The organism is Chromobacterium piscinae, from assembly GCF_021129175.1.
GTDB lineage: Bacteria > Pseudomonadota > Gammaproteobacteria > Burkholderiales > Chromobacteriaceae > Chromobacterium > Chromobacterium piscinae.
Genome location: NZ_JAJOHV010000050.1, coordinates 1 through 24,833, shown reverse-complemented (window position 1 = coordinate 24,833; position 24,833 = coordinate 1). Strand labels below are relative to the sequence as shown.

Sequence of the window (24,833 nt, the reverse complement as noted above, 5' to 3'; positions counted from 1 at the left end):
CCCGGCGGGGCTGCGGCGTTTCTAGAAAGCTTTCCACACAGATCCTCATCCATTCTTGGGTGCGACCCTGCCGCTGGCGGGGTTTGGCATTCGGCAGCTGCGACGTATCATGTGGGCTGCGGAGGATTCAAGATGACAAGACGACTGAGAGCGGGGTTGTTGGGCTACGGCTATGCCGGCGCGACCTTCCATACCCCTTTATTGGCTGAAACTGAGGGCGTGGAGTTGATCGCGGTGGCGTCCAGCAGGCCGGAGCATGTTTTGCAGGCTTGGCCGCAGACGCGGGTATTGCCGGACGCCGAGGCCTTGCTCGCTGAGGACGACATTGATCTGGTGGTGATCGCCACGCCGAACGACAGCCATTTCCCATTGGCCTTGGCCGCCTTGCAAGCTGGCAAGCACGTGGTGGTCGACAAGCCCTTCACCCTGGATGCCGCGCAGGCCAGATTGCTGATGGAAGAGGCTGAGCGGGCTGGCCGGTTGTTGTCGGTGTTTCATAATCGCCGCTGGGATGCGGATTTCCTGGCGGTGCGCCAGCTATTGGATGAGGGCGCTTTGGGGAGGGTTGTCCATTTCGAGTCGCATTTCGATCGCTACCGTCCGCAGGTGCGCCAGCGCTGGCGAGAGTCGTCCGGGCCTGGGGCCGGGCTGTGGTTCGATCTGGGGCCGCATTTGCTGGACCAGGCCTTGCAATTGTTCGGCTTGCCGCAGGCATTGAGTCTGGAAATGGCTGCGCTGCGCGACGGAGCCGCCAGCGATGACTGGTTCCATGCGATGCTGCGCTACCCGGACAAGCGGGTGATTCTGCATGGCAGCGCGCTGGTCGCCGATGCGGGGCCGCGCTTCATACTCCACGGCACATTGGGCAGTTTCAGCAAATACGGGCTGGATCCACAGGAAGATGCGCTGAAGGCCGGCGCACGCCCGGGCGGGGAGGGCTGGGGCGTGGACACGAACCCAGGCCGGCTGGTAAGCGGGGAGGAGGAGGCTGTGTTTTGCGGGCCGGCAGGCGATTATCTCCGCTACTACGCGGGGGTGCGCGACGCCATCCTGCACGGCGAGGCGAACCCGGTGCCGGCGGAGGAGGCTTGGCGCGTGATGGCTTTGCTGGAGTTGGGCAAGCGCAGCGCGATGCTGCAATGCTGGCAGCCGGTGCCGGACAATCTGCGAGAGCCGGCTGCCTGAGTTTCAACCCTTCTTTTTCTTGCCGCCGGCGGCTTCTTCGGCCTGGTCGGCGGCCTTCTGTTCCGGCGCGATTTCAGTCAGCAGCTGCTCCAGTAATTTGCTACGCGAGCTGATGTGGTGGTCGAAACGCCAATCTTTGAGCAGGTCAATCGCGACATCGAAATAGCGCATGTCGATGTCGTATAGCTGGCTGAGGTCATAGGAACGGCCCATCTCCAGCGCCGCCGCCAGCTCTTTCAATACCTGCATTTGCTGCGGGTCGTGTCCTTCCTCGATGAAGCGGCGGATTTTCTTGGCTGCATTCATAAACAGGTCCTTGCCTGGGGTGAGGCGATGTCAAGATGTGAAAACGCGTATGCAATGATGGTGGCAGAGGCGGCGACGCGTCAATCTCGTCTTGCCCGGAACGGCTTTCCATCGCGTGGCGGCATTGACTGGCCTTACTGGCAGTGGCTTATGTTGCAGTGCGATATTTGCGACATATTGCGGATGGTTTGCATGCAATCCTTATTTGAGGGGAGTTTGCCATGAAGCAGCAGGAAGTCAGGCAGCGCGCGTTCGCCATGCCTTTGACCAGCCCCGCTTTCCCGCCTGGACCCTATCGTTTCGTCAATCGCGAGTACATGATCATCACCTATCGCACCGACCCGGCGGCGATCGAGGCGATTCTGCCGGAGCCGCTGCAGATGGCGGAGCCGGTGGTCCGTTATGAATTCATCCGCATGCCGGACTCGACCGGCTTCGGCGACTATTCGGAAAGCGGGCAGGTGATCCCGGTGACGTTCCGCGGCGAGCGCGGCAGCTATACCCTGGCGATGTTTCTGGACGACCAGCCGCCGCTGGCGGGAGGACGCGAGCTGTGGGGGTTTCCAAAGAAAGCCGGCAAGCCCCGGCTGGAGGTACATCAGGATACCTTGGTGGGCAGTCTGGATTTCGGTCCGGTCCGCGTCGCCACCGGCACCATGGGCTACAAGCACGAGACGCTGGATCCGTCCTCGCTGCAGGCCGGCCTGGCCGAGCCCAATTTCCTGTTGAAGATCATTCCGCACGTGGACGGCACGCCGCGGATCTGCGAGCTGGTGCGGTATCACACCACCAATGTCGCGATCAAGGGCGCGTGGAGTTCGCCAGGCTCGTTGGAGCTGCACCCGCACGCGCTGGCGCCGGTTTCGGCGCTGCCGGTGCTGGAGGTCTTGTCGGCGCGGCATTTCATTTGCGATTTGACGCTGGATCTGGGGACGGTGGTATTCGATTATCTGCAGCAATGACGGAATTCTGTCTTCTGTAATCAAAAAAACGGCCCCGAAGGGGGCCGTTTTTCATCCACGCGCAGCGCTTCAGAACCAGAAGTAGCGCTGCAGCGCCGCGTCCAGGTTGGCGACGTCCGGCGCACCGACGCCGGTGGCCTGGTCGTAGCCGCGATGGGCGTTGTAGCCCCAGTTGTTGCCGGCGGTGATGTCGCGCAGCGGCGCGCCATGGCGGCCGGAGCCGTGATAGGCGTGGCCGGTGGCAACCAGGCCGTACAACGAGAAGTTCAGCAGGCCGATGCGTCCGCCCAGCGACTGGTTCAGCAGCGCGGTGATGCCGGCCAGCTGCGGCGCGACGAAGCTGGTGCCGCCGTTGTTGGTCTGGATCGAGAAGCCGGTCTTGCTGGATGTGTAGTAGACCACGTAGCCGGTTTCCGGGTCGCCGTTCATTGAGATGTCCGGCACGTTGCGGCCCTTGAAGTTGGCGGGCAGAGTGGCGATGACCTGGGGCGGATTCTGGCTGCTGTCCACCAGTTGCTGGCCGGCCGGGCTGTTCTGCATGCCGGGCAGCCAGTTCTGGTAGAACGGGCGGGCGATGAAGCTGCTGACGCCGCCGCCGTCGCCGACCGGGAAGATGCCGCAAGCCACCGGGTCTTTGCCCAGCGCCTTGCACAGGCCGCCCAGGTAGTCCCAGCCCCAGGCGCGCTCGGTCGGAATCTTGACCTTCATTTCCTTGCCGTTGGGATGGAAGGTCAGCGTGGTCGGCACGGTGGTGGCGCCGGCTGCGGTGATGAACTGCTGGTTGGCCGGGCTATCCACCGACAGCACCTTGTTGTACTGCGGCAGCGGCGCGGCGCGGTTCACGTCGTAGGCGCCGGAGTCGCCGGAGGCGGCGAACATGGTCTGGCCTTGCAGCGCGGCCTGTAGGAACAGGTCATGGTAAGTCTGCAGCACGTTGGCGCTCTTGCCGCCCACCGGATTGACCGCTTGGGCCTGCTGGTCGAACCATTCCCACTCGCCCCAGCTGACCGACAGCGTGTCGGCGGCATTGGACTCGATGGCCTTGGCGAAGGCGTCGACGAAACCCTGGGTGGTGTTGGGCGCCTGGTAGACGATGATCTTGGCGTCCGGGGCGATGCCGCCGGATTGTTCGACGTCCAGCGTGGTTTCGCTGGAGCCGCCATCGTCGCTCGGCGCGCCGGGGCCGCCGTCGATGTCGACCACGGTGAGGCGGTTAGGATCGGTGTTCAGGCCGATCGAGCTCCAGTACTGGAAGGCATCGGACGGGGTGAAGCTGGCCAGGGTGACGATGCCGATGGTGGCGCCCTTGCCGTGGATGCCCTTGTTGTAGAGCGGCGTGATGTTGTAGTGGCGCGCCAGGTCGGTGACGGTCCATTTGCCTGGTGCATTGCCGGTGGTCACCGCGCTAGCGCTCTTGTCCATCGACGCCTGCAGGTGGTTGGGCAGCTGGCGCAGGTGCGGGCGGAAGTGCGGGCGGCTGTCCAGGCCGATCACGGCCTGCACGTCGCTCAGGTCTACGCCGGGCGTCGAGGCGCGCACCGGGGCGGTATAGCGGGCGGCTGCGCCCTGGACGACGGCCTTGTTCTGGAATACGTGCACCTCGGCGCCGAAGGCCTTTTGCACGGTGGCGGCGGGGCCGCTGACTTGCAGCAGGGTGCTGCCGACGCGCTTCACGCTCAAGCCGGCGGCTTGCAGACGGGCGCTGACTTTGGCCACGCTGGCTTCGGACGGCGCGTAGCGGGCGCGGAATTCGGACGGGGTCAGGAACTGGTGGTAATTGGGGCTGGAGGGCGTGTGCACTTCCTGCAGATAGCGGGCGGCGGCATCACGGTCGCGCAGGCTCAGCGCGATGGTCACGGTCAGTTTTTGCGCCGGAGCGGCCTGCTCCACCTTGCCCAAATCCTGCGGGGCGGCGGCCATCGCGCCGGAAGCGGCGACGGCGGCCAGGGCAGCTGCCAGCATTTTCATTTTGAACATCATGTTGTTTGCTCCTTGTGTAGATGCCGGGCCGCGTTTCTGTGGGCGGCTCCGGTCCGGATGCGGATTCCGGATATCCAATCGGAATAATTGGAAAGGCCAGTATAGGGAGCGGTTTCTGTGACGAGTTGAGCGTTTTTGTAACGCTCTGTGTGGCCATTACACCGATTTGTCATGGAGAGGCCGGGTGGGAGAGACCAGCAATAGCTAGCATTTGCAACTGAATTGGCCGCGGTGGGGAGGCACAGCCGCAGGCGGCGGGACGACAGGGCCCATGCTTGCTGGAGCCTGTGATGCGCGCTTTGATTTTGATGGCTATCGATCAGCTTGTCCGCGCATGGTGAAGTACAATGGAAGAATAGTCGCGGACGGTCCTGCTCCGCGGCTGGCGGCGGTGGCGAGACGATGTCAGATTGTCCGTGTAGTGCCGACTAAATGAGACACAAGGGAAGCGCTGCGGAGGATGCATGCTGATTGATCGTTTTGGCCGGGCCATCGAGTACCTGCGGCTGTCCGTCACCGACCGCTGCGACCTGCGCTGCAATTATTGCCTGCCCAAGGGCTTCAAGCATTTCGAGGAGCCGGACAACTGGCTGACCTTCGATGAGATCGAGCGGGTGGTGGCGGTATTCGCCCGGCTGGGCACCCGTCGGGTACGGCTGACCGGCGGCGAGCCGCTGCTGCGCCGCAATCTGCCGCAACTGGCCGCGCGGCTGTCGGCCTTGCCCGGACTGGAAGACTTGTCTCTGACCACCAACGGCACCCAATTGAGCCGCCACGCGGCGGCGCTCCATGCCGCGGGCGTGCGGCGCATCAACCTGAGCCTGGATTCGCTGCGGCGCGACTGCGTGGCGGAGATCACCGGCAGCGACAGCCTGCCCAAAGTGCTGGAAGGCCTGATGGCGGCTAAGGAGGCGGGTTTCGCGCCGATCAAGATCAATATGGTGGCGATGCAGGGCGTCAACGAGCAGGACATCGAGGCGATGACCGCTTTCTGCATCGAGCACGGTTTCATCCTGCGCCTGATCGAGGCGATGCCGATGGGCGACACCGGCCGTTCCGCGCACTATCTGGACCTGCAGCCGGTGATGCGCCGCCTGTGCCAGCAGTTCGATCTGGTGGAGCAGGCCAAGAGCCTGGGCGGAGGGCCCGCCCGTTACTGGAGCAGCCGCGACGGCAGCTTCTCGCTAGGGATGATCACCCCGATCTCGCAGCATTTCTGCGCCACCTGCAACCGGGTGCGGCTGTCGGTCGACGGCACGCTGTACATGTGCCTGGGGCAGGAGGAAAAAATGGAGTTGCGCCCGCTGCTGCGCGCCGGCATCGACGACGCCGGCCTGGAGGCGGCGCTGCGCGAGGCGATAGAGTTGAAGCCGGAGCGGCATGAGTTCCGCGAGCGGCCGCAGAAGCTGGTCCGCTTCATGTCGATGACCGGCGGCTGAGCACTGCGGCGGGCTTCAACGCTCCAGTATCGCCCGGCGGTGGCGCCGGAACACCCATTTTTCCCACATCAAATGCGTGTCCAGATCGAAGCTGCCGTGGATGTCCGCGCTCAGCAGGCGAAGCTTGCCGCCGTGCGGACGGGATTCCAGCACCCGGCCGTGCAGGCACAGGCTGAGCGCCGAGTCCGGGTTGGGATACAGCGACAGCAGCAGCGGCTGCCCCGGCGTCCACGGCTGAGTGTCCAGCCAGGCCACCGCGTTCAGCCCCAGGCGGCATGGCGTGCAGGACGGCCGGTCCGGATGGCGTTCCAGCAATGAAACTTCCAGCGCCAGGTCCAGCTTGGCTTCCAGCCGCATCAGCACCGGATTGGTGTCGTCCGGCGTTTCGCCGGGCGCGGCCAGCACCCGCAGCGCCAGCCGGGTTTCCCGCTGCAGCCGGGGCGGGTAGTCTCCCTCCAGCGGCTGAGCCAGAAAGGGCAGATCGGCGTCGAAGCTGACGGTGTCCAGCTCCAGAAGTTGGGTCGTTTGCTTGTCGGCCATCATCGTCGCTCAGTGAAAGAGCCGCAGGATGGCGTCCAGGCCGCCATGCTCGATGGCGATGTCGGCTTCGGCGCTGACGCGGGGCTTGGCATGGTAGGCGACGCCGGTTCCGGCCTCGCGCAGCATGGGCAGGTCGTTGGCGCCGTCGCCGACCGCGATCACCTGTTCGGGCCGCAGGCCCATCGCGTCGCGGGTGGCGATCAGCAGCCGTTTTTTCGCCTCGGCGTCGACGATGTCGCCCTGCACCCGGCCGGTGAGTTTGCCGTCGACGATTTCCAGCTGGTTGGCGTAGGCGTGGTCCAGGCCGTAGTCGGCCTTGAGCCGGTCGGTGAAATAGGTGAAGCCGCCCGAAACCAGCAGCGTCTTGATGCCGAGGCGCCGGCAGGCGGCCAGCAGCTGTTCGGCGCCCGGGTTCAACCGCAGCCTCTCCTCATACACCTGGCGCAATGCCGCTTCCGGCAAGCCTTCCAGCAGCGCCACCCGTTCCCGCAAGGCGGCCGAGAAGTCCAGTTCGCCGCGCATCGCGCGCTCGGTGATCTCCGCCACCTGGGGCTTGATGCCCTTGATGTCGGCGATCTCGTCTATGCACTCGATGTTGATCAGCGTGGAGTCCATGTCGGAAACCAGCAGGCGGAAATCGGCGAAGGCCTGGCCGTTGTCGATATAGGCGGCGTCGTAGCCGTGGGCGCGGCAGCGTTCCAGAACCGAGGGGCTTTGGTCCGGATTGGCGCCGCGCATCCGCACCACGTCGATGTGGGGATGGTCCAGATGCGGCGCTTCGGCCAGGCGGGCGATGTCGGAGAGATGCCGCGGGTCAGGCTGCGGGGCGAGTACGACCAGGGTTTTCTGAGTGCTCATTGTGCGATCGGGCGTCAAGACGATTGCTTTCATTATGCCACGTCTTGCGCTTGCCGCCGCCTCGCGCGCGGTTCCCGCTCAACTGAGGCTGGCGGGGCAGCGGCCCGCGCACCAGCGCTTGAGCAGCGCGTCCAGCGACAGCAGGCCGGGGCCGAAGGACAGCAGCACCAGCAGCTGGGCGCCCCAGAAGTAGTGGAACTGGCGGGTGACGTCGTTCAAGCCGGGGTAGCTGATCACCGCCACAGCGTTGAGGATGAACAGGCCGGCGGCGGCGAAGCGTCCGCCCAGGCCCAGCGCCAGCAGCGCGGACAAGCCCAGCTCGCCGCAGGTTGCCATCACCGCGGCGACGGCGGGCGGCAGCAGCGGGACGTGGTATTCGTCGCTGAACAGCGCTAGCGTGATGTCCCAGTCGTCTATCTTGGTCAGGCCGGAGCGGAAGAAGACATCCAGCAGCCACAGCCTGAGCAGCAGCAGGATCACCGGCTGCAGTCGGTCGGCGCTGCGGATCAGCAGCTGGTAGGCGGAGACAGCCGGTTTGGCGAGGGTATTCATTCGGTTTCACCTTGTCGGATATGGATGGAGGCCAGCAATGGCGGCTGGAACAGGCCGAGCAGCGCCGGCTGCAGGTCAAAATCGGCGTCGAACGCCTGGGCCGCTTCGATGGCTGCGGCCAGCGGCTCCCCGCTGAACAGCGCGGCGTAGAAGGCGTGACGGGCGTCGTTCAGCGCCAGGGTTTTCACTTCGCCGAGGTCGCGGTAAACCAGCGCGTTTTCCGGCGGCAACGCCAGCAAGCCATCCAGCGGACCCTGCTCGCGGTGGGCGCGCCAGATGCTGAGCGCCGGGCTGCCGGCCGGGCACAGCGCGACGTCGGGCAGCGGCGCGAAGACCAGCGCCTCCCATTGCTGCGGCGCGACGGCCGCCAGCGCGGAGGTGTCCAGCGGCTGGGCGTCCTCAGCGTAATAGCTGCGGTGGACCGCCCACTCCAGCCGCGCGACATCGGCGAGGTAGGGCAGGTCGCGGCAGTGCTCGAAGCCGGCGATGAAGTCGGCGAAGCCAGCGCCGTAACGGTGCAGATTGCCGCTGTCCGACGTGTGGCTCTTCACGTATTCGCGCGCAAGCGCGGTGAAGAAGTCCTCGCCCACCAGCTCGCGGCAGACCGGGTGGCTGTGGGCCAGCGCGTCGATCAGGCCGATGCGGTAGTTGTTGCGGTAGACCGCCAGCCCGGCTGGATTCAAATCCAGTTCGGCGGCGGACGCCTGCGCCGGATCGGCTATCGCTTCCAGCAGCGCGTGTTGCCAGTCATGCCAGTCCATCGCGGCCCTCCAGTATCGCCTGCGCCTTGGCGGCTTCGGCTTGCAGCGCGGCCAGCGGCGGGATGTCGAGATCCCACTCGATCAGCGTCGGACGCGGGCCGATGCGGCGGATCACTTCGCGGTAGAACTGCCATACCTCGTCGTGTACTGCCTGGCTGTGGGTGTCCACCAGCATGCCTTCGCGCTCGCTGTAGCCGGCCAGGTGGATCTCGCCGATCGCGCCCAGGGGCAGCGCGGCCAGCACGGCCTCGGTGTCGGTGCCCAGGTTGACGCGGTTGACGTACAGATTGTTGACGTCCAGCAGGATGCCGCAGCCGGTGATGCGCGTCAGCTCCGCCAGGAATTCGCCCTCGTTCATCTCATTGCCGGGGAACTCGACGTAGCTGGACAGGTTTTCCAGCAGGATGGCGCGGCCAAGCGCGTCCTGGGTCTCGGACACGTGGCCGGCCACCGCGTCCAGCGCCGCGCGGGTATACGGTATGGGCAGCAGGTCGTTGACGTAGCGATGCGGCGAGTGGTTGAACGACAGATGCTCGGACACTGAAGCGGGACAGGTCTCGTCCACCAGCCGCTTAAGCGACGCCAGATGGCCGCGGTCGGGTCGAGCGGCCGAGCCCAGGCCCAGGCCGACGCCGTGAAGCGACAGCGGCCAGCATTCGGCCACGCGGCGCAGCATGGCCAGCGGGGTGCCGCCGTCGAAGAAATTCTCGCTGTGCACTTCCACCCAGCCCAGCTCGGGTTGGCGATCCAGGGCTTCGCGGTAGTGGGGCGCGCGCAGGCCGATGCCGCAAACGCCGGGAAGAGTGGTGAGGGACATGCTGGTGTTCCGGTGGGAAGTGCGGCCCGCTAGCGAGCGGGCCGCAGTGGGATGGGGATTACTTCGAGCCGGGCTTGCCGCCCATTTTCTCGCAGCTGCCCTTGGCCACGTATTTCCAGTCGGCCGGGTCCTTGTCCACCTTGGCCTGGCCGGCGCAGGAATGGGTGCCGGACGCGCAGTCGTTCTTGCCTGCCTGGGCGATGCCGTAGCATTTCTCCTTGTCCGCGGCGGCGGCCGGGGCGGCGCTCAGCGCGCCCATGGCGATGACGGCGCCCAGGGCGGATGCGATCAGTGCTTTGTTCTGCTTCATGTGTGACTCCTTGCTTGGGTATACGCCGGACGGCTCTTGCCGTCCGGCCGGGGTATGGTAATCAAAGCGGCTGGAATTGCCAGCCGGATGAATCACATTGGCTTGGTTTGACCGCCCATCTTCTGGCAAGTGCCGGCGGGCACCAGCTTGAAGTCGGCCGGGTCGTTGTCCACCTTTGAGTGGCCGGCGCAGGCGTGGGCATCGGTCTTGCAGTCGTTCTGGCCGGCTTTGGCGATGCCGTAGCACTGGTCCTTGTCGGCGGCGGAGGCGGGCGCGCTGGCCAGCACGCCGAGGGCGATGACCGCGCCGAGCGCGGAGGCGATCAGAGTCTTGTTGCTGTTCATGGTTTCTCTCCTGGGTAGTGCGATTGTTGTCGATGGCGACGGATTGCCTGAGTCCTGGTTGCGTATGGGCATCGCCGCACAACCATTGAGTCGCGATGCCTTTTCGTTTCTTACGCGAATGTTCAAAAAATTTTCGCGGAGCAGGATCGCCGCGCCGGAGGGCCGTCGTCCTCCACCCAGCACGGATGTTTTCGTCGTTATAGTGCGGGTTTTCCGGATGGCATAGAACGGCGGCGCGGAATGGCCGATGAGCGGAACCGCGACAGGCGCATGTTTCCGACGGGAAGCGTTTGAGAGGAGGAGAGCGGGAGGGGCGGAAACGAAGCTGCCCGGACATGCCGGGCATCGGGCGCATGCCGTTGATCAATGGCATGCGAAACAGGGAGGGGTTGCGCTCAGCGGATATTCACCACCTTGTGGGTCTGCACCGACAGCCGCCATTGCGGATGCGCCATGCAGTAGGCGATGGCGGCGCGGGTGTTGGCGGCCAGGTCCGGGCCGTCCATCGGCTGCAGGTAGAAGGTGCCGAAGTCCAGATGGGCGACGGTTTCCGGCATCTGGGCCGCTTGAGGATAGACCAGCTTCAGTTCGTCGCCTGCGCGTTGCTTCAGCTCGGAACCCGCCTTGGGACTGACGCAGATCCAGTCCAGTCCGGCCGGCGCGGCGACGGTGCCATTGGTTTCCACGGCGATCTCGAAGCCTTCGGCATGCAGCGCGTCCACCAGCTCCGCGTCCAGTTGCAGCAGCGGCTCGCCGCCGGTGCAGACCACGTAGGGCGCGCCGCCGGCGTCTTTCGGCCACTCGGCGGCGATGCGGGCGGCCAGCGCCGCCGCGCCGTCGAACTTGCCGCCATCCGGGCCGGCGCCGACGAAGTCGGTGTCGCAGAACTGGCAGACAGCCTTGGCGCGGTCTTCCTCGCGGCCGGACCACAGGTTGCAGCCGGCGAAGCGGCAGAATACCGCCGCGCGGCCGGCCTGGCGGCCTTCGCCCTGCAGCGTGTAGAAGATTTCCTTGACGGTATAGGTAGTCACGACATTCTCTCGCAATCGATGGCGGCGGTCACAGCAAGGGCCAGCGCATGTCCTGGCGGAAATGCAGCGACACGCCGGCGTCGTCGCTTTCCATCAGGTCTATCCGGGACAGTTCCGGCACCAGCGGCGCCAACTGGGCGTGGATCCACTCCGCCACCGCGGCGTTGTCGGCGCGGCGCAGGCCGGCCAGCTTGTCCAGCGGGTTGTGGTCGAGCTGGCGGTAGATGGGCTTGAAGCGGTCTTTGACGTCGCCAAAGTCCAGCAACCAGCCCATGGCGCGGTCTATGCCGCCGGACAGCATCAGCCGGACCAGATAGCTGTGGCCGGTGTAGTTCCCCGCGGCGTCGAAGGGCATCGCGCTTTCGAAGCGCTGCTCCTTCCAGATGCGGAAGGTCTTGCCGTCGAACTGGCTGCCGGCGCTGTGCGTCTCGCGCACCTCCACCCAGGCGAGGCCGGGCACGGCGTCGCGCAGTTGCTGGTGCAGCCATTGGGCCAGCACCTCGCTGGTGGGGTTGTCCAGTCCGGGAATATCGTTCAGGTAGCGGTGGTTGAGCCGGCCGTGAAGCGTCGCCCAGGCGCGCGCCAGATCATGCTGGCCGCTCAAGGCGGCGTCGGCGACGATGCGCACGCCGAAGCCGTGGCCATGCAGCCGCCCGCATTTATGGCCCGGCGGCACGTGGGGCAGATAATGGGCGGCCTCGAAGGATGAGTTGATCCAGCTGAGCGCGCGCGCGTCGTCCAGCATCACGCCGCGGTTCGGCGCGCCCCGCAGCTGGATGGCGGCGGGGTGGGGCAGGGCGTCGGCGATGTGGCGCGCCAGCGAGAGATCGTCGCTGGCGGCGAGCGCGGCGTTCAGATCCGTGTAGTCCAGCGGCGCCACGGCGGCCCGGACGGCTGCCTGCAGCGCGTCCTGGCTGGTGTTCTGGGCATCGCTGCGCACGCTCAGGCGGAAGCTGTGGCCATGCGGCCGAGCGGCTTGGCCGTGGTCGGCCGGCAGCCGCCGCGCCGCTTCGAAGCCGGCGCCGGCTATCAGGTAACTGGCGTGCATTTCAGTGTCCTTGCGCTTCGGCCTGGCAGCGTTCCACCAGCGGATCCGGCATGCCGGCCTCGGCGAAACCGCGGGCGCGCAGTTCGCACGACGCGCAATGGCCGCAGGGAGGCACCTCGCCGTTGTAACAGGTGTGACTCCAGGCCAGGGCTTCCAGCGCGCCCACCTGTTGCGCCAGGGTCACAGTTTCGGCCTTGGACAGGTACATCAGCGGCGTGTGCAGTTCCACGCGGCTGTCCATGCCCAGCCGCAACGCCACTTCCAGCGCCTTCAGCGTGTTCTCGCGGCAATCGGGATAGCCGGAGTAGTCGGTCTGGGCGACGCCGGTCACCAGATGGCGCGCGCCTCGGGTGTAGGCGAAGGCGGCGGCGAAGGTGAGGAAGACCAGATTGCGTCCGGGGACGAAGGTATTGGGCAGCGCGTCGTCGTCGCGGACGCCTTCTTCCGGGGCGATGTCGGCATCGGTCAGCGCGTTGCCGCCGATGGCGGCGAAGGTGTCGATGGGCAGCACGGTCTGGCGCACGCCGGCGAGCGCGGCGATCTTGCGCGCGCAATCCAGCTCCACGCGGTGGCGTTGGCCGTAATCGAAGGTGACGGCCTCCACGTTGCCGGCGCCGAAGCGGCGCAGCGCCCAGTAGAGACAAGTGGTCGAGTCCTGGCCGCCCGAGAGCACCACCAGGGCTTTTTCATCAAATGCTTGGTTCATATTCCGTCGAAAAACAGTCGAGGGTTTGTGACGGCGCGCCGGGATCGGTCTCACCCGCCGCGCAAACCGCTGATATTAACCCACTATAGACCTGGCGGGGGAGGTGGATGGTCTGTGGCTGAAATATGACATGTGGGATATGTGCAACGAGGGGATTTTTTTTGATTGCGGTCATGACATGTTCATGCAATTAATGATCTGTGCATGATGATTGTGCACTTTATAACTTTTCGTGATGTACAAAGCATCCTGACAATAAAGGGAAAACAATGGACAAGAGATTACCTATCGCGGCAGCGGCCCTGCTGCTCGCCTCATCCGCATTCGCCGGCGACCTGCAAGTCAGCCTGGATCAGCCGGCAGTCAGCGCCGCCCAGGACGTGGACGTCACCGTCACCTACCGCAACACCGGCAAGGAGACCTTGCACGTTTACCGCTGGTACCTGCCGGGCAAGGAGCTGCAGGAACAGTTTCTGGCGGTGAACGTGAACGGCAAGCAGGCTGAATACCTGGGCCCACGCTACAAGCGCGTGGTGCCGTCGCTGCGGGACACGGTTTCTCTGGCTCCGGGCGCGACCCTGAGCGCCAAGGTGCGGGTATCGGATTATTACGACCTGTCCAAGGGCGGCCAGCTGAATGTGCGCTTCGAGAGCAACAGCGGCAAGGTATTGAACCGCAGCCTGCCGGCCGGCGTCAGCGCCAAGTTGTCGGGCTCGGCGCAGCCGCAGGACGAGGCGATCGTTTCCAATGCGGTCAGCGGCTATAGCGGCGGCAAGGCCAGCCCGTTGCTGCAGCGTTCGCAGGCTGCCAAGCTGGAGTGGCAGGCGCTGGCCCGCACCGCGGTCAGCGGCGTGACCTACGCCGGCAACTGCTCGGTGACCCAGCAGAACCAGTCACGCGATGGCGTCACCGCCGCCAGCGCGATGGCCGACGAGACCAATGCCTATCTGAAGGGCACGCCGTCCGGCACCCAGCGCTACACCACTTGGTTCGGCAAGTACAGCCAGGCCAACTGGAGCACCGCCAAGTCGCATTACGTGAACATCAAGGACGCGCTGGACACCAAACCGATCAAGCTGGATTGCAGCTGCACCGATGGCGGCACCTATGCCTACGTCTACCCGTCGCAGCCCTACACCATCTATTTGTGCGGCGCCTTCTGGACCGCGCCGACCAAGGGCACCGACTCCAAAGGCGGCACGCTGGTGCATGAGCTGTCCCACTTCACCGTGGTGGCTGGCACCGACGATCACGTCTACGGCCAGGCCGGCGCCAAGAATCTGGCGAAGACCAATCCGACCCAGGCGCTGAACAACGCGGACAACCACGAATATTTCGCGGAAAACACACCTAGCCAGCCTTGAGCCGGATCGGCAGGGCAAACCCGGACCCGCCCGCTTCGGCCGGCGGGTTTTTCATGTCCGTCTCGCATCTTTTCGTCATGATTCGCATATCCGGCTAATGGGGTGGAATACAGTCGTAACGGGGCTTATTATGGAATGGCCCGGTAAACGGGGCGTTGGAGCCGCCTTCGTCATGGCCGGCCAAAGGCCGGGCTGCCGTGTGCATGACCACCTGCAATGCCCTGGGGATGCGATGCCGTCGACGACCATCTTGCTGGTAGAGGATAGCGCCACCAACCGCTACTTCATCGAACAGTTCATCCAGAAGCTCGGCTATCTCTGCGTGTCGGCGAAGAACGGAGTGGAGGCGGTGGAGTACTGCCGGAACCAGGTGCCGGATCTGGTGCTGATGGATGTCGTCATGCCGGAGATGGACGGCTTGCAGGCCACGACCGAGCTGCGCAAGCTGTTCGGCGAGCACTGGGTGCCCATCATATTTCTGACCAGCCTGAACGAACTGGAAAGCGTGGTCTCCGGCCTGAAGGCCGGTGGCGACGATTATCTGGCCAAGCCCGTCAGTTTCGATCTGTTGACCGCCAAGATCCATGTCTTCCTGCGCATCGCCGAGATGCAGAACCAGATCAACCAGGATGCGATCCGGCTGGAGAAGTATTACCAGGAAAACGAGTTCGAGCAGCAGCTGGCGCTGGAGCTGATGGAGCGGCTGATCCGCCTGCGCACTTCCCGGCCGGACCATGTCTGGCAGTACCTGAGCCCCGCCGCAGGCTTCAACGGCGACCTGATCATCATTTGCCAGCCGCCGGGCGGCGGCGAACACATCATGCTGGCCGACTGCACCGGACATGGCCTGACGGCCGCCATCAGCGCGTTGCCGGCGATCGATTGCTTCCATGAGATGACGGAGGCCGGGTGCGAGATGCCGGCCATCGTCCGGGGCATCAACCAGAAGCTGCACAAATTGCTGCCGAGCGGCCGCTTTGTGGCGGCCGCGCTGATCGCGATCGATTCCGCGAGCCGGCAGGCGCGCGTCTGGAACGGCGGCGTGCCCTGCGTGCTGCTGTTCAATGCGCGAGGAGAAGTCGAGGCGCGCTGCAAGTCCGATCACCCTCCGCTTGGCGTGCTGCCGGCCGACGCCTTTGATGACGGCATGCAGACGCTGGCCTGGCAGCCGTCCCAGACGCTGGTGGTCAGTTCGGACGGCATCACCGAGGCCAAAGACAGCCAGGGCGCCATGTTCGGCTTGCCCGGCGTCGAGGCGGCGGTCCGCCGTGGTTGGCCGGACCGGATAGGGGAAACCGTGCTGGAGGCCGTCAAGGCGCACAGGCAGGGCGGCGCGGCCAGCGACGACGTCTCTTTGCTGGTGATCCGCCATCCGGATGGCGGGCCGTCTTCCCGTTGACGCGCTCGGCGGCTACGAGCCGCTAACCAAACTCCCGACGCCGCGTTGCGTCGACTCGCCGTACTGCTCGCGCTGTCTGCGCCGACGCGCCTTGCCTCAGGCATGCCACGAAGTTTTGTTCGTGGCTTTAAGTCCAATCGTCGCCGATCAAGCCTTGCCCAATGTCTGGATTTGGACGCGTCGGCGCGGACGGCGCAAGCCGCGAATCGTAAAGCGCGGGGCTGGGGGCGCTAAACCGCGCAGACGCGCCCGCGGCCGGTCCGCTTGGCCAGGTACAGCTGGTCGTCAGCCAGGCGGAGCAGGCGTTCGCCGTCTTCCCCTGCATCCGGTTCGATCACGGCCACCCCCTGGCTCAGCGTGACGCAGACGTCGACGCTCGAGGCCGGGTGCTGGATGTGCAGGGCCCGTACCGCGGCGTCTATCTTGATGGCCACCGTCACCGCGCCGGCCAGCGTGGTTTCCGGCAGCAGGCAGACAAATTCCTCTCCGCCGTAGCGCGCGGCCAGATCGTAGGGGCGGCGCATTTGATCCTGGATCGCCGACGCCACCTGGCGCAGGCATTCGTCGCCGGCATGGTGGCCGCAACTGTCGTTGTATTTCTTGAACAGATCGACGTCGGATAGGATCAGCGCCAGCGTGCTGCGCGCGCGCTGGCAGTGGCGCCAGGCTTTGTCGAGGCGCTCGTCAAAATTTCTGCGGTTGGCGATCCCGGTCAAGCCGTCGTGATAGGCCAGGACGCGCAGCTGATCGGCCTGGAATTTCAGCGTCAGGTGGGCGTTGACGCGGTTGAGCAGGGTGATGGGGGTGACGGGTTTGCTGACGAAATCGGCGGCGCCGGCTTCCCAGCAGGCCACTTCCTCCTGTGGGTTTTGCAGCCCGGTGACGAAAATCACCGGGATGTCCTGAGTCATCGGGTCCTGCTTCAGGCGCCGGCAAACGTCCATGCCGTTGAGACCGGGCATTTCCACGTCCAGCAGCAGCATGTCCGGCGGCGTGGCCCGGCAGAATTCCAGCGCCTGCTCGCCGTTGGTGGCCATGAAGACGTCGTGCCGTTCGCGCAGTATCTGATGCGCGACCACGATATTGGCCGGCTGGTCGTCGACGACCAGTATCCGGCCGCGCCGGCCGGCGGCAGGCCGGGCAAGGCCTGGGGTGTCTTGGTTCATGGCTGTGGCGCTTTCTGCTGCCGCATGTCCTCGCACAGGCGGACGGCAGCCGTGAAGTTCATCTGCATGATCGCCTCGTTGAGCCGGTCGAACTCCCCGGGCCGGGCGCGGCCATGGCGTTGCCGGAGCGAGGCGAACAGCTGTATCGCCTCGACATTGGCTTCGCGCAGCAGCTGGGTTAGTCTGTCGAGGCCCTCGGCCAGTTCGATGCCGGGGTCCTGGTTGGCCCCGTGCTGCGGCGCGTTGAGGCGCGACGAATTCTCCAGCTCCGCCGCCAATTGTCTTGCGGCCTGTTCGGCTTGAGCGGCTTCCCGTTCGAGGTCGACGTAGTCGGCGGGCCAGTCCTGTTCGGCGTCCCGCAGCGTTCTTTCCTCCTGGGCGGCTGTCGCCGCCAGGGTTTCCGCGCCGATGGTGGCCGCCAGTCCTTTCAGTGTATGCAGAAACTGCATGCCTTGCTCGCGCTGCCGGAGGCGGCGCGCTTGCTGCAATCCATCCCGCAGCGCGCGGCTTTCCTCGCAGAAACTGAGCAGGGTGTGGCGGTAGATTTCCAGGTTGCCGCCAAAGCGAACGATGGCGGCTTCGCTATTCAGCAACCGGCCGGCGATGGCCGCGGCCGGCGGGTGGTTTTCCGGAGCGGCTTGGCCACGGGCGTGGTGCAGGATGACGCCGACCAACTGGGCCAGGTCGAAGGGTTTGCCGACATGGTCGTTCATGCCGGATGCCAGCGCGGCTTCGCGATCCGCCGGCATCACGTTGGCGGTCATGGCGATGATGGGCAGCGCCTCGGGGGGGAAGTCCTGTCGCAGGAGCCGGGTGACAGCATAGCCGTCCATGTCCGGCATCTGGATGTCCATCAATACCAGATTGTAAGGCGCGGGGGCGTTGCGCACCGCGTTCAGCGCCGCCATGCCGCAGTCGGCCACATCGATTTCGGCGCCTTCGCTGCCTAGCAGCTCGCGGGCGACTTGCTGGTTGGTCAGGTTGTCCTCTACCAGCAGCAGCCGCAACCCGCTCAGCCGCATTTGCCGGGGCGCGTCCGGAGGCGGAAGGCTTTCGCGGCGGCCGTTGCCCGCGCGGGCGTCGGCGACGGCGTCGAACAGCATGGAGGCGGTGATGGGTTTGACCAGCAGGCTGTCGAACATGTCCGGAGACTGGCTCCGCCGCTGCTCCAGCAGCTCGCGGCCATAAGCGGTGACCAGCACGATCACCGAGGCGCGCGCGCGGCTTTCCAGCTGGCGCAGCCGGCTGCAGGTTTCCCATCCGTCCAGCCCCGGCATCCGCCAGTCCACCAAGATGACGTCATAGTCTTTCGGGCGAGGCTGCTCCATTAGGGCCAGCGCCTCCTCGCCGCTAGCCGCGGTATCCACCGTCCAGCCAAACGCGCGCAGCAGGCCGCTCTGGGTTTGGCGGGCGTTGTCGTTGTCGTCTATCACCAGGCAACTGAGGTCGCGCAGCGAGACGACGTCGACCGCCGGTTTCGGCGCCTCGGCCGTTTCGCAATCGATCTCGAAGCGGAACAGGCTGCCTTTGCCCGCTTCGCTTTCCACGCTCAGCTGGCCACCCATCAGCGTTACCAGCCGCTGGCTGATGGCCAGGCCCAAGCCGGAGCCGCCGTAGCGGCGGGCTGTGGACGCCTCCGCCTGGGAAAAACCCTCGAAAATGCGTTGCAGATGCTCGGGCGCGATGCCGATGCCGGTATCGCGCACCGAGAAGGCGATGCGCAGCTTGTTCTCTTCCCGGCCAAGCAGCCGGGCCGCCATCACCACTTCGCCGCGTTCGGTGAACTTGATCGCGTTGCCGGACAGGTTGATCAGGATTTGCTGCAGCCGCAGCGCGTCGGCTGAGATCCAGTCCGGCAGCTCCGGGTCGATGTCGAACAGCACTTCCACGTCCTTGTCGCCGACATTGGCGGACATGATCACGCCGACGTCGCGCAGCAGTTTGTCGATGCTGAATGGATGGGGGGCCAGCGTCAGCTTGCCGACCTCCACCCGGGAGAAGTCCAGGATGTCGTTGAGTATGCCCAGCAAGGTGCGGGCGGAGGAGGCGGCCTTGTCGGCGTAGTCGGCCTGGCGCGGATTCAGGCCGGTCTGCTGGATCAGCTGCAGCATGCCCAGGATCGCGTTCATCGGGGTGCGGATTTCGTGGCTCATATTGGCCAGGAACTCCGACTTGGAGCGGTTGGCGCTGTCCGCCGCGGCTTTGGCCTGGCTCAGCCACGCTTCGCGTTCGCGCTCCAGCGTGACGTCGCGGTTGATGCCGGCTACTCGGAGGGCCTTGCCGCCTGCGCCGTACTCGATTCGCGCCGCCGCCTGCAAGTGTCGGGTTTCGCCGTCCTGCCGCAGGATGCGGAAGTCGGCGGTGTAGACGTCGGAGCCTTCCAGCGCGCGCTGCAGCTGGTGTTCGGCTTGCTCGACGTCGTCGGGATGGACCCGGCCGCGCCAGTGGTTGTAGTAGAGGCCGAAGTCGCGGAATGACCGGGGCAGGTCGTAAATCTCGAACATGCGGTCGTTCCACTCCAGCATGTCGCTGTCCAGCGTCCAGCTCCAGATTCCCAGCTCGGCGACTTCCGCCGCCTTGACCAGCTGGTCGCGCGCCAGCTCCAGTTGATGGCGGTCGTGTTCGCGCTGGGTGATGTCCGCTGCGATGACGAGATAGCCGGTGACCAGGCCTTCATCGTTCTCCAGCGCGGATACGGTCAGCAACACCGGCAGGGTGCCGCCGTTGCGGCGCACGTAGGTCCATTGGCTTTCATCCGGGCCCAGCCGGGACGGGGCGATGATGGCGTCGATCCCGGGCTTGATGTCCTCGCCCAGGCGCTCGCCGATCGCGCGCGCGCGTTCGGCCAGTTCGCGCGGATCATGGAAGCGGGTCAGCGATTCGCGCCCTATCATGTCGGCGGCGGCGTAGCCGAGCATGCGCTCGGCGGCGGGATTGAATAGGGTGATCACGCCCTCCTGATCGGTGGCGATGATGGCGTAGCCGGCATTGGCGAGGATGGCGTTTTGCAGCGCGGAGAATACCCGGATCTGCGCGGTGCGCTGTTCCACTTGCCTCTCCAGCCCGGCATTCATTTCGAGGATGCGCCGCTCGTTCGCCACCTGTTCGGTGATGTCGCGGATGATCAGGGCGACGCCGCCCTGCCGGCCGGCGGTCAGCACCGGCGAGACGGTGACGGCTGCATCCAGCCGCCTGCCCTCCCGGTCGTGGAGGAAGCAGATCAGCTCCAGCGGCGTCAACTCCCGCTGCTCGACGCTCAGGAAGGATGGCGCGCCGCTGTCCGCCGAGGGCAGGTGGATGAAGTTTTCCAGCGGTTTGCCCAGCGTTTCCCGCGCCGGGTAGCCCAGCATTTTTTCCGCGCCCAGGTTCCAGCTGGCGATGCGGCCTTCGGCGGAGCAGCCGATGATGGCGTCGTGCGAGCTTTCCACGATGGCGGCCAGCTCAGCCTGGCGGGCGCTGGCTTGCCGGTATTTTCGCCGGTAGACCGCCAGCACCATGGCGATCAGCAAAAATACGCCCAGCGCGCTGCCCAGCGCGGACAGGCGGGCGGTTTGGGCCAGCGTGGCGACGGCTTGATCCGGCAGCACGGCATAAATGCGGCAGTAGTGTTCCGGCGCGGCTGGATCGAAGGGGATGTCCAGCCAGCGGGCGTAGGCGGTGCCCTGGGGCGAGGCATAGGCTTGCAGGCCATCCGGCTGGTCGGCCCTGGCTGGCGTTGGCCGGAAGTCGTCCTGCCAGCGCCAGCGATGGCCATGCTCGAAGCCGAAAGTATGTTGAGGATCGGGCTGCAGCAGGTAGTCGCCGTCGCGGTTGGTCAGATAGATGCGCAGCTCCATCGGGATGCTTTTCAAGAGCGATTGCAGCAGCCGGCTGGCATCGTAATTGAGGATCACGATGCCAAATATCTGCTCCTGCTCGTTGAATATCGGGGTGGCCACGCGCAGCGTCGGGAGCAGCGCGGCATCGGGATGCAGATGCTGAGAATGGCGCCGGCCCGCCGTGATGTCGGAAAAATAGACTTGTCCCTGAGCCAGCTTGGCTGTGGCTTGCATGTAATCGCTGCCGCCATGCGTGCGCAGCGTTTGGGCGGATGAGATTTTCACCTGGCCGCCGGGTCCGCGCTCGGCCCGCACCAGTTCCCGGCCGTTGTCCGCCACACCGATGAAGCGAATGGCGGTCAGGTCGGGGTTGGCGTCGAGGAAGGAAGCGAAGATCGTGCCCAGTTGCCGCTTCCAGGTCTCATCGCCGGTATTCTCCCGGCTGTCCTGGCCCTGCTTGGATGCCGCGCGGACGATGCCGGACACCGGCGGCGTGAGGCTGAGGAACAGCGCGTCGCGGCGCAGCTGGTCGAACTGCTGCCGCAGGATGTCGTTGCGGGTATGGGTGACGTAGCCCAGGCGAATTTGATAAGCGCTCAGCAGCTGCTGGCGTTGGTGCAGCCCGGCCTGGAACGCAACCACCGCGGCGACGGCCGCCACCATGCACAGGAAGGCGACGATCAGCCGCAATTCCTGTTTCAGCCAGCCGGACAGACGCGGAATCCGAGGCACGGGCAGCTCCTGCGTGTAAGGAGGGCGGATCGGCGATACTGTTTCCGATTATAGGTAGAGCCAGCGCGCATTTGAATTGCATTTCATGCGAAGGCGCGAGGCCGGCCGATTGCAGCGGGGGGCGGGCGGAGCGGGCAAAAGGGGAGCGTCTCGCCGGCGGCGGAAGACATTCGATGAAACGCCCGGAGCGCGCTGGCGCGGCCGGGCGTTGAAGCGTCCCCTGTCGGGGGAAAAGAGCCCCGCAGCGGGGCCGTCGTGGATTAGCGCAGCTCCTTCCACAGGAAGGCGTATTCCATCGCCGCGATGCGGGCTTCCTCGTCGTGGCTGGCGGCGGCGCCGTGGCCGCCTTCTGTGCGCTCGTAATAGCGGACATCGGCGCCCATCGCCTTCATCGCCGCGTACATCTTGCGGGCGTGGCCGGGATGGACGCGGTCGTCCAGCGTGGAGGTGGCGAACAGCGTGGCCGGATACTTGGCGCCGGCGCGGATGTTCTGGTACGGCGAGTAGCGCTGGATATAGGCCCAGTCGGCCGGCTGGTCCGGGTTGCCGTATTCGTCCATCCAGCTGGCGCCGGCCAAGAGCTTGTTGAAGCGCCGCATGTCCAGCAGCGGCACCTGGCAGACCACGGCGTGGAACAGCTGAGGGTACTTGGTCAGCATCACGCCCATCAGCAGGCCGCCGTTGCTGCCGCCCTTGATGCCGAGATGGCGGGCGTCGGCGATGCCGCGCCGGGCCAGATCCTTGGCGATGGACGAGAAGTCGTCGTAGGCTTTCTGGCGCTTGTGCTTCAAAGCCGCCTCGTGCCAGGCCGGGCCGTATTCGCCGCCGCCGCGGATATTGCCCAGCACGTAGACGCCGCCTCTTTCCAGCCAGGCCTTGCCCAGGGTGCCGCTGTAATAGGGCGTCAGCGACACTTCGAAGCCGCCGTAGCCGTACAGCAGCGTCGGGTTCTTGCCGTTCAGCTTCAGATTCTTGCGCGCCACCACGAAGTAGGGCACGCGGGTGCCGTCGTCGGAGCGGGCGAAGAACTGCTGGATGCGGTAGGGCTTGGCGTCGAAGAAGGCCGGTTGCTGTTTCAGCGGCTCGCGCGCGTCGCTGCCGGCATGGGCCAGCGACAGCGAGGTCGGCGTCAGGAAGTCGGTGAAAGTGAAGAAGTAGTCGTTGGAGTCGTCGCTATCCACCGCGTTGACGCTGATGCTGCCGTAGCCGGGCGCGGCCACCGGACGCGATTGCCATTGGCCGTCCACCACTTTCCATTCCACCAGCCGGCTCTTGACGTTGTCGAGCACGGTCAGGATCAGCGCGTCGCGGGTGCCGGCGCTGCCGCCCAGCGAGGTGGTGGCGCTGGGCTGGAACAGGGCGGCGACGTCGCGCTTGCCCTGCAGGTAGTCGCTTGCCTTGATGGCCAGCAGGCTGCCGGCCTTCCAGTCATGGCCGCCGACCTTCCAGTCCTGGCGCGGCCGCAGCAGCAGCCAGGGGCCATGGAAGGATGCTTCGACGTGGCCGGGCTTGTCCAGCTTCAGCCACTTGCCGTCCTGTTTCAGGTAGGTGTCGCTGGAGAAGAAGCTGGTGCCCTGGCTGATCACGTCATAATGATGGCCGGCGGTGTCGATGCCGTCGGCGTTGACCGAGATGTCGGTCTGCTTGCCCTCGAACAGCGTCGCGGCGGCGGCCAGCGGCTGGCCGCGCTTCCATTCCTTGACGATGCGGGGATAGCCGGAGTTGGTCAGCGAGCCTTTGCCGAAATCGGTGGCGACGTACAGCGTGTCGCGGTCAGCCCAGTTGACCTCGCTCTTGGCTTCCGGCACCACGAAGCCGTCGGCGAGGAAGCGCTTGGCCGGCAGGTCGAATTCGCGCACCACCGCGGCGTCGCCGCCGCCGCGGCTCAGCCGGATCAGGCAGCGGTCCTGCTTGGGCTTGACGCAGTCGGCGCCTTGCCATACCCAGTTTTCTTTTTCGTCTTTCGCCAGCTTGTCCAGGTCCAGCACCGTCTCCCAGGCCGGATCGGCCTTGCGGTATTCGTCCAGCGTGGCGCTGCGCCACAGGCCTCGCGGATGCTGGGCGTCGCGCCAGAAGTTGTAGTAGCGGTCGCCTATCTTTTCGATGGCGGGAATGCGCGCGCTGGAGTCGAGGACTGCCAGAATATCCCGCTTCAACTGCGGGAAGTTTTTCCAGCCTTCGGTTTCTTTGACGGTGAGCGCGTTCTGCCGATGCACCCATTGCAGCGCATCCTTGCCCTGGATGTTTTCCAGCCACAGGTAGGGGTCCTGCGCGGCGGCATGGCCCTGCGCCGCCAGCAGCAGAGCCGCGGACGCGAGCAGTCTGGTCTTCATGATGTTCTCCTAAATGCGGTGCCCTTGCCGCCGGCGCGGTCGGCGTGCAGGGCGCCCTGTTGTCGCGGCGCGCCGGTCGGGCGGCGGCCAGTTCCAGACTGTATCGCGTTTCAAATCCTTTTGTCATCGGCGCGGGCCGCCGGTTTCCCTTTCTGATTGAGGCGTCTGGGTCTGGCTGCCGCGGGCTTCAGGCTTCTCCCGCCCATATCGTCGGCCTGCGGCCTGCCCATGGCAGGCCGCGCTCCAACTGGCCGGCCATCCGGAACAGCGCGTCCTCCCGTCCGGCCGGCGCGACGAATTGCATGCCGACCGGCAAGCCGGACGCCGTATCCTGGAACAGCGGCACCGACATGGCCGGCGCGCCGGCGGCGTTGAAGACCGGGGTGAACGGCGAGCCGCCCATCACGCGCTCGGTCCACTGGTGGCCGTCCATCGTTTCCGCGCCGGCCGCATAGCTGCCGATGGGCGGCGCCAGGTCGGGCAGGGTAGGCGTCAGCAGCAGATCGTAGCGCGTGAAGAAGGCGGCGACGCTGCGGGTGACGGCGTTGCGCAGATCCAGCGCCCGCACGATCTCGATGCCGCGTATCCCATGTCCGGTCCGGTAGGCGGCGAGCGTCTGCGGCTCCAGCGTGGACAGATCGATCTTGCGCCCGGTGGCTGCCGCCATGTCGTCGACCCAGGCGGCGATGTTTGCGGCCCACAGCACCGAGCTGGCATGGACGAAGGCGTCCCAGCTGCATCCAAGGGGAAGCGACGCTTCCTCCACGGCGTGGCCGAGCGACTCGCATAGCCGCGCGGCTTCGGCGAGATGTTCGAGAATGGATGGTGAAGTGCGTTGGCCGCCCCATGCTTGCGCCATCACGCCTATCCTCAACCGGCCGGGTTCGGCGCCGACTTGCGCGAGATAGCTGCCGGCGGGCTCGGCGATGGAGAAGGGCTGGCCGGCATCCGCTCCGCGCGCGGCGTCGAGCAGCGCGGCGCTGTCTCGCACCGAACGGCTGATGCCCAGCTGCGCGGCCAGGCCGTGGATGGCCTCGTCGAGAATCGGGCCGTTGGATACGCGGCCGCGCGTCGGCTTCAGTCCGAATGCGCCGGAGGCTGCGGATGGGATGCGGATGGAGCCGGCGGCGTTGGTCGCATGCGCCATCGGCACGATGCCGGCGGCCACCGCCGCCGCGGCGC

General features: G+C 65.8%; 21 protein-coding genes. 5 read left to right on the top strand and 16 right to left on the bottom strand.

Annotated features, from left to right (window positions below; translation table 11 throughout):
• Positions 1 to 132 precede the first annotated feature (132 nt).
• Entirely contained in the window at positions 133 to 1,185 is a 1,053-nt protein-coding gene (locus LQR33_RS13395; RefSeq protein WP_231469312.1) for an oxidoreductase, read from the top strand.
• Between the two features lie 3 nt (positions 1,186 to 1,188).
• Here LQR33_RS13395 and LQR33_RS13390 read toward each other — a convergent pair whose 3' ends face one another.
• Positions 1,189 to 1,491 (bottom strand): hypothetical protein, encoded by a 303-nt coding sequence (locus tag LQR33_RS13390; RefSeq protein ID WP_205692322.1) that lies wholly within the window; start codon positions 1,489 to 1,491, stop codon positions 1,189 to 1,191.
• Between the two features lie 221 nt (positions 1,492 to 1,712).
• On the opposite strand from LQR33_RS13390, the gene LQR33_RS13385 reads away from it, so the two are divergent.
• Positions 1,713 to 2,453, top strand: coding sequence for an acetoacetate decarboxylase (locus LQR33_RS13385; RefSeq protein ID WP_221666519.1), 741 nt, complete (start codon positions 1,713 to 1,715; stop codon positions 2,451 to 2,453).
• 69 nt (positions 2,454 to 2,522) lie between these two features.
• On the opposite strand, the gene LQR33_RS13380 is transcribed toward LQR33_RS13385, so the two are convergent.
• Positions 2,523 to 4,433, bottom strand: coding sequence for a S53 family peptidase (locus LQR33_RS13380; protein WP_166437881.1), 1,911 nt, complete (start codon positions 4,431 to 4,433; stop codon positions 2,523 to 2,525).
• Between the two features lie 464 nt (positions 4,434 to 4,897).
• On the opposite strand from LQR33_RS13380, the gene moaA reads away from it, so the two are divergent.
• Positions 4,898 to 5,872, top strand: a complete 975-nt coding sequence (gene moaA, locus LQR33_RS13375) for a GTP 3',8-cyclase MoaA (protein WP_166437882.1) — start codon at positions 4,898 to 4,900, stop codon at positions 5,870 to 5,872.
• 15 nt (positions 5,873 to 5,887) lie between these two features.
• On the opposite strand, the gene LQR33_RS13370 is transcribed toward moaA, so the two are convergent.
• From LQR33_RS13370 to queC, 10 genes are all read right to left on the bottom strand, one after another.
• Positions 5,888 to 6,415, bottom strand: a complete 528-nt coding sequence (locus tag LQR33_RS13370; RefSeq protein WP_021477897.1) for a hypothetical protein — start codon at positions 6,413 to 6,415, stop codon at positions 5,888 to 5,890.
• Positions 6,416 to 6,421: 6 nt separating this feature from the next.
• Positions 6,422 to 7,270 carry a phosphoserine phosphatase SerB gene (gene serB, locus LQR33_RS13365; RefSeq protein WP_231469310.1) on the bottom strand — a complete coding sequence of 283 codons (849 nt, stop codon included), beginning with the start codon at positions 7,268 to 7,270 and terminating at the stop codon, positions 6,422 to 6,424.
• Positions 7,271 to 7,348: 78 nt separating this feature from the next.
• Positions 7,349 to 7,822, bottom strand: a complete 474-nt coding sequence (locus LQR33_RS13360) for a DoxX family protein (protein WP_231469308.1) — start codon at positions 7,820 to 7,822, stop codon at positions 7,349 to 7,351.
• Entirely contained in the window at positions 7,819 to 8,583 is a 765-nt protein-coding gene (locus LQR33_RS13355; RefSeq protein ID WP_231469306.1) for an HvfC/BufC N-terminal domain-containing protein, read from the bottom strand. The genes LQR33_RS13360 and LQR33_RS13355 overlap by 4 nt, the downstream gene beginning before the upstream one ends.
• Entirely contained in the window at positions 8,570 to 9,400 is an 831-nt protein-coding gene (gene bufB, locus LQR33_RS13350) for an MNIO family bufferin maturase (RefSeq protein ID WP_231469304.1), read from the bottom strand. The genes LQR33_RS13355 and bufB overlap by 14 nt, the downstream gene beginning before the upstream one ends.
• A 58-nt stretch (positions 9,401 to 9,458) precedes the next feature.
• On the bottom strand, positions 9,459 to 9,710 hold the full coding sequence (locus tag LQR33_RS13345) for a BufA1 family periplasmic bufferin-type metallophore (protein ID WP_166437887.1): 252 nt from the start codon (positions 9,708 to 9,710) through the stop codon (positions 9,459 to 9,461).
• Between the two features lie 92 nt (positions 9,711 to 9,802).
• On the bottom strand, positions 9,803 to 10,054 hold the full coding sequence (locus LQR33_RS13340) for a BufA1 family periplasmic bufferin-type metallophore (RefSeq protein ID WP_166437888.1): 252 nt from the start codon (positions 10,052 to 10,054) through the stop codon (positions 9,803 to 9,805).
• A 395-nt stretch (positions 10,055 to 10,449) separates the two neighbouring features.
• Positions 10,450 to 11,085, bottom strand: coding sequence for a 7-carboxy-7-deazaguanine synthase (queE, locus tag LQR33_RS13335; RefSeq protein ID WP_166437889.1), 636 nt, complete (start codon positions 11,083 to 11,085; stop codon positions 10,450 to 10,452).
• Positions 11,086 to 11,113: 28 nt separating this feature from the next.
• Complete coding sequence (locus LQR33_RS24475; RefSeq protein WP_166437890.1) at positions 11,114 to 12,133, bottom strand: 6-pyruvoyl trahydropterin synthase family protein; 1,020 nt, start codon at positions 12,131 to 12,133, stop codon at positions 11,114 to 11,116.
• A 1-nt stretch (position 12,134) separates the two neighbouring features.
• Entirely contained in the window at positions 12,135 to 12,839 is a 705-nt protein-coding gene (queC, locus tag LQR33_RS13320) for a 7-cyano-7-deazaguanine synthase QueC (RefSeq protein ID WP_221668354.1), read from the bottom strand.
• Between the two features lie 269 nt (positions 12,840 to 13,108).
• Here queC and LQR33_RS13315 point away from each other — a divergent pair, with 269 nt between their 5' ends.
• Both LQR33_RS13315 and LQR33_RS13310 read left to right on the top strand, forming a co-directional pair.
• Positions 13,109 to 14,203 carry a M35 family metalloendopeptidase gene (locus LQR33_RS13315; RefSeq protein WP_166437892.1) on the top strand — a complete coding sequence of 365 codons (1,095 nt, stop codon included), beginning with the start codon at positions 13,109 to 13,111 and terminating at the stop codon, positions 14,201 to 14,203.
• 232 nt (positions 14,204 to 14,435) lie between these two features.
• Entirely contained in the window at positions 14,436 to 15,602 is a 1,167-nt protein-coding gene (locus LQR33_RS13310) for a SpoIIE family protein phosphatase (RefSeq protein WP_166437893.1), read from the top strand.
• 230 nt (positions 15,603 to 15,832) lie between these two features.
• Here LQR33_RS13310 and LQR33_RS13305 read toward each other — a convergent pair whose 3' ends face one another.
• From LQR33_RS13305 to LQR33_RS13290, 4 genes are all read right to left on the bottom strand, one after another.
• Positions 15,833 to 16,768, bottom strand: a complete 936-nt coding sequence (locus LQR33_RS13305; RefSeq protein ID WP_221666511.1) for a diguanylate cyclase domain-containing protein — start codon at positions 16,766 to 16,768, stop codon at positions 15,833 to 15,835.
• Positions 16,765 to 21,318 (bottom strand): PAS domain S-box protein, encoded by a 4,554-nt coding sequence (locus LQR33_RS13300; protein WP_231469302.1) that lies wholly within the window; start codon positions 21,316 to 21,318, stop codon positions 16,765 to 16,767. Before LQR33_RS13300 ends, LQR33_RS13305 begins: the two co-directional genes overlap by 4 nt.
• 260 nt (positions 21,319 to 21,578) lie before the next feature.
• Positions 21,579 to 23,651 (bottom strand): prolyl oligopeptidase family serine peptidase, encoded by a 2,073-nt coding sequence (locus tag LQR33_RS13295; protein WP_231469300.1) that lies wholly within the window; start codon positions 23,649 to 23,651, stop codon positions 21,579 to 21,581.
• 187 nt (positions 23,652 to 23,838) lie between these two features.
• A partial coding sequence (locus LQR33_RS13290) for an amidase (RefSeq protein ID WP_231469298.1) occupies positions 23,839 to 24,833 on the bottom strand: 995 nt, incomplete at its 5' end.